We start from the raw sequence: 11,837 nt of genomic DNA on the forward strand, positions 1-11,837 counted from the left end.
CCCTCAGCGTTCGAAAAGCAATGCCATTCCGCCTGTTTCGCCGTATTAGGACAAGATTCGCTTGTTGACATCGTTTTGGAGAGGTACAATGTTCCAAATATCGGCCGCGTACTGCTGAATTGTGCAATCACTGGAAAACTTGCCGGCATGTGCCATGTTTACAATAGCACGCCGCGTCCACTCAGACGGATTTCGGTACACCTGCTCGATATGCACCTGAGTATCTACATACGCCGCAAAATCCTTGAGCACAAAGTATTCGTCATTGTGATCAATCAGGGATTGATAAATAGCCTCAAATTCCCGTTCATGCCGCGTAAAAGGAGCATCATTCACCAGTTGATCCAGCACTTCACGCAGCCGTTCGTCGCTGTTGGCTGTTTTGCGCGCTGAATACTGCCCGTCCCGGTAATACGCCTCGATCTGATCCACCTTCATTCCGAAAATGAACATATTGTCATCGCCTACCATTTCATGCATTTCTACATTGGCTCCGTCCAGCGTACCCAGGGTGAGTGCACCATTCATCATAAATTTCATGTTTCCGGTGCCTGAAGCTTCCTTGCCTGCCGTGGAAATTTGCTCGCTGACATCAGCCGCAGGAATAATCAGCTCGGCCAGTGAAACCGAGTAATTTTCCAGAAAAACGACTTTCAGCTTGTCCCTGACATCCACATCCCGATTGATCGTGTCCGCTACGTTGTTAATGAGCTTAATCGTCTGCTTGGCAAGATAATAGCCGGGAGCAGCTTTAGCTCCAAAAATAAACGTACGCGGCACCACATCCAGGGAAGGATTATGTTTGAGCTGATTGTATACGTGCATCACATGCAAAATATTAAGCAGTTGCCGCTTATATCCATGCAGTCGTTTGACCTGTACATCAAAAATCGAGGACGTATCCAGTCGCACGCTCTGTTTAGCAAAAACCTGCTCGGCGAGCCTGACTTTATTACTTCGCTTAATCGCCTGTAACCGTTCCTTGAACGACTCGTCCCCGCTGTAACGAAGCAGGTCGATCAACTCACGTGGACGGGTTCTCCAGCGTGTACCTATCGTTTCATCATACAAGCTTGCCAGCTCGGGATTCGCGTGCATGAGCCAGCGGCGATGGGCAATTCCGTTCGTTTTATTGTTAAAACGGCCGGGGTACAGCTCGTGGAACGGCTTCATTTCCCGTTCCTTCAAAATTTGCGTGTGCAGCGCAGCCACCCCGTTGACGCTGTAGCTGCCGACGATCGCCAGATGGGCCATACGAATTTGTTCACCATGAATAATTGCCATTTCGCCAATTTTAATGTCCTGTCCCGGATAACGCTCCAGCAGCATGGCACAATAACGCTTGTTAATCTCTTCAATGATAAGAGAAACTCGCGGAAGCAGCTCCCGCACCATATTGACAGGCCATTGCTCCAGCGCCTCGCTCAATATCGTATGATTCGTATACGAAACCGTCCGCGTCGTAATATCCCACGCTTCATCCCAGCCCAAGCCCTTCACGTCCATCAAAATACGCATAAGCTCCGGTATAACGAGCGTCGGATGTGTATCGTTAATATGCAGCGCTATTTTGTCAGGCAACTGGCTGTATGGCAACCGAAGCTTCTCAAACGTCCGCAAAATACTTTGCAAGCCGGCCGAGCAGAGGAAATACTGCTGCTTCAAGCGAAGCAGCTTGCCCTCATAATTCGAATCGTCCGGGTACAGAAACGCCGAAATGGATTCTACCGAACGATTATAGTCAAGAAAGCGGTAGTAACCGCCTTCGCCTCGAATCGGCCCTCGGACAGGATCAAGCGCTGATTCCGCACTCCAGATCCGCAGCGTATTCACCTGCGCATGTCCGTAGCCCACAAGCGGAATATCGTACGGAACTGCCCAGACCGTTTCGGCATCCTGCGTCTCGAAAACAAGACGACCATCCTCCTCCCGAGTTTCCACATGTCCCCAGAACTGAACCTCGACCTTCTTGTCAGGGCGGCGTTCCTCCCAGACGTTTCCTTTTTGCAGCCAATAATCCGGCAGCTCCACCTGATTACCATCCACAATGCGCTGCTCGAACAGACCGTACTTATAACGGATGCCGCAGCCATGTCCTGCGTAGCCAAGGGATGCCAACGAATCCATGAAGCAAGCAGCCAGACGGCCGAGACCGCCATTGCCCAGCCCCGCGTCTGTCTCCTGTTCTTCAATCTCTTCCAGATCCCAGCCCAGCTCTCCCAGTGCCTGCCGGACCATATCCAGCACGCCCAAATTCAGCAAATTGCTGCCCAGCAGACGGCCTATCAAAAACTCCAGTGAAAAGTAATAGACCTGCTTCTCTTGTCCTTCTTTATAGGCTTGGTTCGTTTCCGCCCAGTTCTTGCCCACTTGTTCGCGAATCATACCGCCCAAAACCTTGTATACGTCTTCTGCCTGAGCTTCCTGCATCGGCTTGCCCAGCCTTCCGACCAGTTGCTCTCGAAAAGCCTGCTTAAATGCTTCCTTATTGCTGAACAAAGGTGTGCCCTCCTGTTATTTCCGTTTTAAATGCTAAATCATACTTTTAAATCACACTATTTTTGGCAATGACATAGGGAACTCTGGCGTCTCCAATCAAGGTACGATCCGGTGAAAGCTGCACATCCTTATCCAAAATCACATTCTCCACCACTGCGCCTTTACGGATGACACATTTTTGCATAATGATCGAGTTGCTTACACGTGCGCCCTCCTCCAGCCGTACCCCGCGAAAAAGGATGCTGTTCTCCACCTTGCCCCCAATCGTGCAGCCGTTGGCGATAAGCGAATGATCCACCTCGGCAGTGTCCGTATAACGGGTTGGGGCTTCATATTTGATTTTCGTATGCACCGGCTGATTCTGGAACAGCGCTTGATACTGCTGCTGATCCAGCAGCTTCATGCTGTTTTTATAGTAACTCTCAATAGAATTAATCACTGCATGATAGCCTTCATAGGGATATGCATAAATGCGCAGACCGCTTGGATTTTTCTGAATGGCATCCCGAAAAAAATGGTTATCCTGATGAGCAATGCAATGCTTCACCTGATCAAGATACAGGCTTTTGTCCATGACGAAAATTTCCAGATAAATATTATGATGATCCTGCTCCTGATGAATGCCCGTCACCCGTCCGTCCTCATCAATCTCCAGCCGAACACAGGGAGCGTGCTCAGATTCGAGCTGTTCTATTTGTTTGTACACAAGGGTGACGTCCGCGTTCTTCTTCCGATGGTAACGGTATACATCCTCAATATCAACCTTGTTGACATGCTGGGTTCCGGCGTGAACAATCGTCTGACCCGATGAGCGATGAAAAAAATCCAGATTGTTGTGTACATGCTGCAAATCTCCAAGGGATGCATCCGTCGGATCATTCCAGTCTGGTGGCAAAATAAACAGTCCGCCCCGTCTGCGGTCCAAATCCCAAGGCCGACCTTCACCCAGATGATCCAGCAGCGATCGGTATTTGCGGCGGATGAACAGTGCAATATCATGCACCCCTGCATGCATCATGTTAGATAAGGTAAAATCAATGAGCCGATATCGACTGGCAAAGGGTACTGCGGCCCCGCACCGGAAATAGGTCAATTCCTTCAACTGATCCAGTTCGTGATCCAGGTTGATGACTCCAATGAGTCGGCTCATAGCGGACACCGTCCTTATCCGGGTTATATTCGTGCATGAAGCTGGCTTTCCTGATCGAACAAAATAATTTCATCCGAGCTGCCCTCAGATCCGATGACCGCGTTGTCTTCAATAATGATGTTTTCGCTCACGATGGCCCGGTGTATGCGAACATTGCGACCAATTTTGACGTTTGGCATAATGACAGAATCGGTAATAACACTCCCTTCCCCTACCTCAACTCCATAAAATAGCACAGAATGCCTGACCTCTCCGTCCACCACGCAGCCTTCATTCACGATGCTGTTTTTCAGAATCGCCCGTTGGGTGATATACTGAGCCGGTTGATTAGGACTACGGGTATAGATGCGCCAGAAAGAGTCATTCAGATCCAGCGGCGGGTCCTGAGCCAGCAGATCCATGTTGGACTCCCACAAGCTCTGAATGGTGCCTACATCCTTCCAGTATCCGGCAAACGGGTACGCATACAGCGACCGCCCATGCTGGAGCAGCAATGGAATGATATCCTTGCCAAAATCATGCGAGGATTCAGCATCGCTCGCGCTCTCCAGCAGATATCGGCGCAACACCTCCCATTTGAACAAATAAATGCCCATGGAGGCCAGCGTGCTTTTCGGCTGCTCCGGCTTTTCCTCAAAGTCGTATATTTTCAAATCATCATCGGCGTTCAGAATCCCGAATCTTTTGGCTTCCTGAATCGTGACGTCAATGACAGAAATGGTGCAATCTGCTCCCTTTTCCTTGTGATAGTCGAGCATGCGACTGTAATCCATTTTATAAATGTGATCTCCTGACAAAATGAGTACATGCTCCGGGTCATACTGATCCAAAAAATGCAAATTCCGATAAATAGCATCCGCCGTACCTCGATACCAGTTGTTTCCATTCTCCTTCTCGTGGGGAGGCAAAACAAAAACTCCCCCATCCAGGCGGTCCAAATCCCAGTCGCTGCCTACGCCGATATAGGAATGAAGCACCAGCGGTTCATATTGGGTCAGCACGCCTACGGTATCAATACCGGAATGAGTACAATTGCTGAGGGGAAAATCGATGATGCGGTAGGTTCCTCCAAAAAATACAGCCGGTTTGGCAAGTGTGCGGGTCAGTCCTTTGAGTCTTTTGCCTTGTCCGCCAGCGAGCAGCATGGCAACTACTTCCTTCTTTCGCATAACAAAGACCTCCCTGTCATGTGCCTCTGAAGCCATTGCGGCAGGATACTTGATAATATCCATTAAACGTGAATAGGTAGTCGTAATCGTTTCATGGCCGAAGGAACGGGTAAGATTTGATGGAAAGGGTAAAATCATAGTTATGCGGAACGGGCGCAATGAAGCACTAAATCGTGAAATCCCGTTCATCATTTCACATTTTGGATGATTTTAAATCGTTAGTTTACGACAACATGAGCATAAGGAGGCATGAATCATGAAGAATAAAAAATGGGTCATAGCGGCATTGGGAATGGGTGTTGCGTATCTGATGAAAAATAAAGGGGCGCGCAATAAGGTATTGAACAAGGCACAGACCTTGATCAACCGCGCGAGAACATCTACAAAATCGTAAAGCTTTAATCCAAGAAAAAAGAGAGCCTCTCTGAATAGTCATTCAGGGAGGCTCTGCTCTGACTTCCTCTGCATCCACGAACAAAATGCCCGCTCGAAGCAGTATTTGAAGAGGTCAGGCATTCTCCTGATGTTCTTCTACTTCCATTATATGTTCGACGGTAAAGGTTCGATGCGTCCATTCGGAGGATCGGTAGGCCTGTAAAAGTCCTGTTGTACGAATTTGCTCTTTATCTACCTTTTTGAAGGTATGGGTTATTCTCACCTTTCCAGTAAAAGGGAAATAGGAAAGGCCCACAGCCTGATCCGACAGCCACTCAGCCCGGACCCTCCCGCATTTATGGCAAACCGCCGGAAAGGTTAAGCCGTTAGCGAACCATTCATAATCTGCGGTAGGCGTACCCGGTTCCCTGCTGCACAGAAACAGACTCAATTCGTCGCAGAACAACATTCTGCGTACATCCGTCCGCACCTGATGGTCAAAGGTTACACCAAATGTCATCTCCTGTTTGAGCCTGTGCCGACGCTGTTCCTCTGCCTCCAGATAAGCACGCGCCACTTGCTTGTCCTGAGCATCCTTATGCTCGGTCCGTCCGACGAGCTCCTTGTACATCAGGCTGCATAGCAGCGCGGCATAGGAATTCACTTGCTCGACTTCATCAATCCCGAGACGATAGAACACAAAGCGTGGACTGAGTGGAAAATCAATAAATGTATAGGGTGCAGATACCTGATCATTCCAGAAAGGAGCGGCGTCCAACTCAATCCACCCCCGGTCATGCTCCCGAGCTGCATATACAAAATCCTGCTTGTGCCGTCGATTCTTAAAGGCACTTTCTTCCCACTGTGAAGCCAACTCACCTGAAATATGGGCATGGTCATGCTGCGTCGTCATCATATAAGCTTGGTCCGTTTCATAAATAACCACATGCTCTCCCCTTCCGTCCGGCGGTTCATCTGATTCGTGTAAAAAACTCTGTTTGAAGGCCATGGTTATACTTATCTCTATTATATCAGGATAAGGGTAAAAAGGCAGTGAAGTTTTCCGCCTCCTTACTTCTAATTACCCGTGTGCTTCCTTATTCGAAACTGCTGTGGCGTCATCCCTTCCGTCTAATCCTGCTGTTCATGAGTAGTACCGATCTTTTTGATTTTGGTGTCTAAAGTACAGGTGCAGCATTTTTTACAATCTATTGATTTACGAAAAAGACTATCCAATGGTACGATAAGACCACATGTTATTCCAAACATTACCTATACATCTAGATCAGGAGGATTAAGAAAAATGGATGAATTAGTTCGTTCGATTCAAAAACAGATTCGCATTAAAAGAGTTGCCTGCTGGGCGGGGATCATCCTGTGCGGGCTGTGCGCTTTAATTGGCATAGTTGCTCAAGAGTGGCTCATGGCCCTCATTACAGTTGCAGCTACTATTTTATGTATCTATAGCTTAATGCTTATGCGCGGGATGACGAAATTTTCTGTGGAATATCAACCGGGAAAACGCTTCCGCTACTATCGTCGTACCGTTCAGCAAAAGTTGCGTTATATCACCTGGGTGCAATGCTTGCTAGGAGTTTTTATTGTCCTGAATTTCACCGTGCTTAGCGGCGGGATGGTCCTTTTTGTCGTAGCCATCTTTGGTATTCTGACCCTTCAGTTCAGTATCAAGAAACGGATTAAAAATCATCAGGAGTCTGATGCCGCCGACTTGGCTGAGTTTGTACGTTTGGGGATCATCTCTCCCCATGAGCAGACGATTGGAGTGTATAAAGATTTTGTGCATCTTACCCATACGTTTCGGGGGAACCAAATTATGATCGTGACGGATAAACGCCTGATTTCCGTGTTTATAGAGGAACAGGGTCGTGCGTTGAAAACAGAAATGCTGCTCTCAAGCATAAATAAAGTACGTGCAATCGAAACGGGTTTTCAGGGTAAGGGATTATTGCTTTCGGTGAGCAACCGCGATCAAAATGAGCTTCACATTCATATGATCGGGCAAAGCATTTACTTTTCTCCAGAGCAGTTCGTCGGTTCTTTTCTACGGGCATTGGATGCGGCATTCAAAAGTGCACCGTACCTTTTGGAAGAAACATTCCCAGCCTACCAGCAGTTGAAAATTTCATTGCATCCATCAGAGCAGGGTGTTCTGCATAAGCCTACAACTGCTTAGTCTTCATATAACGACGCCAAATAGCAAGCAAGCCCGATTCGTACTGAGCTTACTTGCTATTTGGCATACTTTTACATCAAATATCTACTTTGCTGGAGAACTTCTTTTCTGCTTACTTCTGTCCAATTAATGATTTGCTCCATGATAGAACACTGAAATGAGGTCATGACTTGTAACAAACACCAGCAAGCTAAACAGACTGAGCGACAGAGGCTGTGAAATCAATTTTTTCATCCTTTAACACTCCTTTTAAAATAGTTATATATTGGTCTTGCTGTGTTGCCGTAGCTTGGGATCTGAAAATCTCAAATATCGCGGTACACTTCCTGAACTCATGCTCATGTTCCATACCCAGGGTATCTGACAGCATGAGGGATTGCAGAATATAGTCCAGCGCTACCGTGAACTGCTGCCGCTTGATGTAGTAGAGAGACAGTTGATAGCAAAAGCGAAAATAATAAGACACATTCACAGGCTCTTCGAGATATTTGAAATCGTCAATTTGTTCAGCAAAGGGCTCAAGCACATTCTCTAAAGAATAGTCGTGCCTGGATGCCCCCTCCACGATAGAAAGAAGCCCCGGTAACAGTTCTTCCGGATTGTCCTGAAGAAATTGAACGTATTCCTGCAACACTTCGAAGCCTGACAAAATATCAAGGGCGTACAGATTGGCTTTGGCGGCATGGCGATAATACTCGACTTCCGCTTCCCCGTGAGGATCAAGACCATTAAACCAGCCCAATTCTGCATACTTTTCGATGCAATCTCGGGCTTCATCATATTTGCCCTGTTTCTGGAAGGCCATTCCTTTCATCAGATGACTGTATCCATAGTAATATACTAGTGGACGTTTGGTATGTATGGGTTGTACGAGTTTCTTGTGCGCTTTGTAGAACTGTAACTCCTGATACTTCTGGCTGGCACGCTCGTACAGATAATCACATAATGCAATCATATTGGCTCCGTCGTTAAACGAAAATGACAGCTTAATCATATTAACAAGTGTATCTAAATCTGTGATGTCGGAGTGAACAAGTTCATCCACCCTCCCCACCTCCTTGTCCGACTTTTCATAATTCACGAAATAGAAAGTTCGCCAAACCAAAGAATTACTGAATATCGCTCATAAAATAACTTAATTACGTAATTAATACTTAATTAAGTTATATCATAAAACCAACTATGCCGCAAGCTTTTTATGAGAAAAAACCCCATTTACGCAGAGGTAAATGGGATTTGAGGATTTGTAATCCTTTACAACGTAACACCGTTTTTAAAAATAGCCAGCTCTCTGAAATTGTTCTTCTCGTTGTTCACCCAGGTTCCGCTAGCTACATCGACAATGTAATCCACAAAGCTGCGGAGCGCATCCTCCATACTAACATCCTCCACCAGTGAACCGGCGTTATAGTCGATCCAATGGGGTTTGGCCTTATAAAGCGGCGAGTTGGTCGAAACCTTCATCGTCGGAACGAAGGAACCAAAAGGCGTACCACGTCCAGTTGTGAATATAACGAGCTGGCAGCCCGCTGCCGCAAGCGCCGAAGAAGCAACCAGATCGTTCCCCGGTGCGCTGAGCAGGTTGAGTCCCTTGGTTTTGAGACGCTCCCCGTACTGAATGACATCTGTGACCGTGGAAGAGCCGGATTTTTGCGTACAGCCCAGCGATTTATCCTCCAGTGTCGTGATGCCTCCTGCTTTGTTACCCGGTGATGGATTTTCGTATACCGGCTGCTTGTAATCCAGAAAATATTGCTTGAAATCGTTAATCAGATGCACGATTTTGCCGAATACTTCCTCGTCTGCCGCACGTTCCATGAGAATCGTCTCCGCGCCGAACATTTCCGGTACCTCAGTGAGTACCGTCGTTCCGCCCTGCGCGGCCATATAATCCGACAGCCGACCGAGCAGCGGATTGGCGGTAATACCGGACAGGCCGTCAGAGCCGCCGCATTTTAGCCCGATATTCAGCTCAGCTAAAGGTACAGGCTCTCGCCGATCTTCCTGCACAGCCGCATAAATTTCATGAAGCAGCCGTACCCCTTCCTCCACTTCATCCGATACTTCCTGGGAAAGCAAAAACTTTACCCGTTCCGGGTCATATTCCCCAATGGCTTCCTTAAACTCCTTCATTTCATTGTTCTCGCAGCCTAAGCCAAGAACCAGCACGCCACCTGCATTGGAATGCTTGACCGCATCAATCAAAATCGTGCGCGTATATGCATGGTCGTCTCCCAACTGGGAACAACCATAGTTATGCTTGAGCACAAGTGCATTTTCAAAAGGCGAAATATCGCCTGCTTCCTGCTTGAAACGATTTAAAATAAGTTCGGCAATCCCGTTCACACAACCGACCGTTGGCACAATCCACAACTCATTGCGAATCCCCACGCGGCCGTCCTTTCGTCGATAACCCTGAAACGTACGGCTCTCCTGTTCATATAAATGAGCCGCTGGCTTAGGCTTGTAAGTGTACTCCTCCACGCCCGTCAAATTCGTCTTTGTATTATGCGTATGCACATGCTGCCCTGCCTGAATGGGCTGAATGGCATGACCGATCGGATATCCGTATTTCAGCACATTTCCACCTTCAGGAATGTCCTGCAATGCAATTTTATGCCCACGTGCCACATCCTCAGCCAGCACTACGCGCTGTTCTTCATGTGCTCCCCACGCCAACGTCTCACCCTGCTTGTAATCACGCAAAGCGACAGCCACGTTATCTTGATCATGAATTTGAATGAATTCCAGCATTCCAGTCTCCTCCTTGCTTATGCTCTGGGCACGCTGTTCCCCGTTAGAGAATCCAGCGTCTCCTTCATTCCCCTGCTTGTAATCTCATAGACATGCTGTGCCGTCTGTTCAGCCAACCCTGCAATCTGGTTCAGGTCTTGCTCCCACCAGGTCTGCTTGCCCAGTATCTGTGCCGTTAATTGCTTCGCTCCGGCAAGTGTTCCGTCATATCCGCTCCACAGCTCGCCAAACGCGGTCAACACTTCCGCTTCGTCTGCCAAAGCAATCGGATCGCCGTCTCTCTTTCCCCGGTAAAATACGAATAAAGACGCCAGCGAAAATACCGTTTTGACAGGTAATGCCTTATGTTGCTCCACATATTGAAGCAGGGAAGGCAAATTACGTGTCTTGAACTTGGATATCGAATTCAGTGCAATGCTCATGACATAATGACTCACATACGGATTATGAAACCGTTCAATGACATCATCGGCGTATACATTCAATTCCGCTGCTGGCGAATCCAGCGTTGGAATCACTTCTTCTCGAATGAGTGACTGGATAAAAGCACCCACGACATCATGCTCGACCGCCTGCCCTACCGTATCCAAACCATATAAATAAGCGACAGGCGTAAGCGCCGTATGTGCCCCGTTCAAAATACGCACCTTGCGTGTACGGTATGGCGCCATATCGTCGACGATCAGTACGTTCAGCCCAGCCAGATGAGCGGGTAATTCTTCCTTGAGCCATTGTGGTCCTTCGATGACCCACAGGTGATACTGTTCACCGACAACGACCAGGCTGTCCCTATAACCCAGCTCTGCTTGAATCTCTGTGATCCGGTCTTTGGGATAACCCGGCACAATCCGATCTACGAGGCTGTTGCAGAACGTATTCGCTTCCTCCAACCAGGATGTAAACTCGGCCCCAAGCTTCCACTGATCTGCATATTTCAATACAATTTCCTTGAGCGCATCTCCATTGCGGTCGATCAGCTCGCATGGGATGATTACCAGGCCCTTGCCTGGATCTCCATTGAAAAATTGAAAGCGCTTATACAGCAAAGCAGCCAGCTTACCTGGAAAGCTCTTTTGCGGGCGATCTTCTAGCCGATCCTCCGGTCCGTAAGCAATTCCGGCCTCCGTCGTGTTCGATACGACAAAGCGCAGCTCCGGTTTTTGAGACAACGCCTCATATTCTGACCAGTCTGAGCCGTATGGGTTAAGCCCGCGGGTGACGCACTCCACCAAGGTATGCTCCTTCACGGCCTGCCCGTCTTTCATCCCTTCGAGAATAACCGTGTACAGGCCATCCTGCTCATTAAGCTTCTCTACGAGACCTCCTGCCTGCGGCTGTACAATGACAACACCCGTATTCCAATCGGCCAGCTTATTCATTTTGTCAAATTGCCAATCTACAAAAGCACGCAGGAAATTCCCTTCCCCGAATTGCAGCACTCTTTCAGGATACGGTTCTGTCACGATAAAGCTTTTTCTGTTTAATTGGTCCAATTCATCTACTTGTTTCATCCGGAGTAACCTCCCATTATTACCTTAATGATTTCAACAACATTTTATCACAATGCACACGTTAACAAAATAGTTTTCTCAATATTTTTAGTTTTATAAATTATTAATGACAATAATATGAACACGTTAACATATAAACTATGCAACCTTTCGCGGATCTATGATTATCTTCCCGCTGTTTCGCA

General features: G+C 47.7%; 9 protein-coding genes. 2 read left to right on the top strand and 7 right to left on the bottom strand.

Annotated features, from left to right (window positions below; all coding sequences use genetic code 11):
- Positions 1 to 45 precede the first annotated feature (45 nt).
- Genes QD47_RS07620 through QD47_RS07630 form a run of 3 tightly spaced genes read right to left on the bottom strand, consistent with a single transcriptional unit; the run spans position 46 to position 4,818 of the window.
- Positions 46 to 2,499: a glycogen/starch/alpha-glucan phosphorylase gene (locus QD47_RS07620; protein ID WP_044645564.1), complete on the bottom strand. Its 2,454-nt coding sequence runs from the start codon at positions 2,497 to 2,499 to the stop codon at positions 46 to 48.
- 46 nt (positions 2,500 to 2,545) lie between these two features.
- Complete coding sequence (gene glgD, locus QD47_RS07625) at positions 2,546 to 3,649, bottom strand: glucose-1-phosphate adenylyltransferase subunit GlgD (protein ID WP_044645565.1); 1,104 nt, start codon at positions 3,647 to 3,649, stop codon at positions 2,546 to 2,548.
- A 23-nt stretch (positions 3,650 to 3,672) separates the two neighbouring features.
- On the bottom strand, positions 3,673 to 4,818 hold the full coding sequence (locus QD47_RS07630) for a glucose-1-phosphate adenylyltransferase (RefSeq protein WP_044645566.1): 1,146 nt from the start codon (positions 4,816 to 4,818) through the stop codon (positions 3,673 to 3,675).
- A 256-nt stretch (positions 4,819 to 5,074) separates the two neighbouring features.
- Between QD47_RS07630 and QD47_RS32440 the strand changes: the two genes are divergently transcribed.
- On the top strand, positions 5,075 to 5,212 hold the full coding sequence (locus QD47_RS32440) for a hypothetical protein (protein ID WP_200893397.1): 138 nt from the start codon (positions 5,075 to 5,077) through the stop codon (positions 5,210 to 5,212).
- 114 nt (positions 5,213 to 5,326) lie between these two features.
- Here the strand turns inward: QD47_RS32440 and QD47_RS07635 are convergent, their stop codons facing one another.
- Complete coding sequence (locus QD47_RS07635; protein WP_044645603.1) at positions 5,327 to 6,139, bottom strand: DUF3891 family protein; 813 nt, start codon at positions 6,137 to 6,139, stop codon at positions 5,327 to 5,329.
- A gap of 357 nt (positions 6,140 to 6,496) precedes the next feature.
- On the opposite strand from QD47_RS07635, the gene QD47_RS07640 reads away from it, so the two are divergent.
- Positions 6,497 to 7,387 (top strand): hypothetical protein, encoded by an 891-nt coding sequence (locus tag QD47_RS07640; RefSeq protein WP_044645567.1) that lies wholly within the window; start codon positions 6,497 to 6,499, stop codon positions 7,385 to 7,387.
- Between the two features lie 190 nt (positions 7,388 to 7,577).
- On the opposite strand, the gene QD47_RS07645 is transcribed toward QD47_RS07640, so the two are convergent.
- The 3 genes from QD47_RS07645 to QD47_RS07655 all read right to left on the bottom strand — a co-directional run bounded on the left by QD47_RS07645 (position 7,578) and on the right by QD47_RS07655 (position 11,652).
- On the bottom strand, positions 7,578 to 8,432 hold the full coding sequence (locus QD47_RS07645; protein WP_044645568.1) for a hypothetical protein: 855 nt from the start codon (positions 8,430 to 8,432) through the stop codon (positions 7,578 to 7,580).
- Positions 8,433 to 8,641: 209 nt separating this feature from the next.
- Positions 8,642 to 10,141: a UxaA family hydrolase gene (locus QD47_RS07650; protein ID WP_044645569.1), complete on the bottom strand. Its 1,500-nt coding sequence runs from the start codon at positions 10,139 to 10,141 to the stop codon at positions 8,642 to 8,644.
- A 17-nt stretch (positions 10,142 to 10,158) separates the two neighbouring features.
- Positions 10,159 to 11,652, bottom strand: a complete 1,494-nt coding sequence (locus QD47_RS07655) for a tagaturonate reductase (protein WP_044645570.1) — start codon at positions 11,650 to 11,652, stop codon at positions 10,159 to 10,161.
- Between the last annotated feature and the right edge of the window lie 185 nt (positions 11,653 to 11,837).

It is taken from the genome of Paenibacillus terrae, from assembly GCF_000943545.1.
Taxonomy (GTDB): Bacteria; Bacillota; Bacilli; order Paenibacillales; family Paenibacillaceae; genus Paenibacillus; species Paenibacillus terrae_A.

Bases quoted from the DNA above. Each gene is read 5' to 3' on its own strand.
- QD47_RS07640 (WP_044645567.1), top strand. From the start codon at position 6,497: ATGGATGAATTAGTTCGTTCGATTCAAAAACAGATTCGCATTAAAAGA.
- QD47_RS07655 (WP_044645570.1), bottom strand. From the start codon at position 11,652: ATGAAACAAGTAGATGAATTGGACCAATTAAACAGAAAAAGCTTTATC.
- QD47_RS07630 (WP_044645566.1), bottom strand. From the start codon at position 4,818: ATGCGAAAGAAGGAAGTAGTTGCCATGCTGCTCGCTGGCGGACAAGGC.
- QD47_RS07650 (WP_044645569.1), bottom strand. From the start codon at position 10,141: ATGCTGGAATTCATTCAAATTCATGATCAAGATAACGTGGCTGTCGCT.
- QD47_RS32440 (WP_200893397.1), top strand. From the start codon at position 5,075: ATGAAGAATAAAAAATGGGTCATAGCGGCATTGGGAATGGGTGTTGCG.
- glgD (WP_044645565.1), bottom strand. From the start codon at position 3,649: ATGAGCCGACTCATTGGAGTCATCAACCTGGATCACGAACTGGATCAG.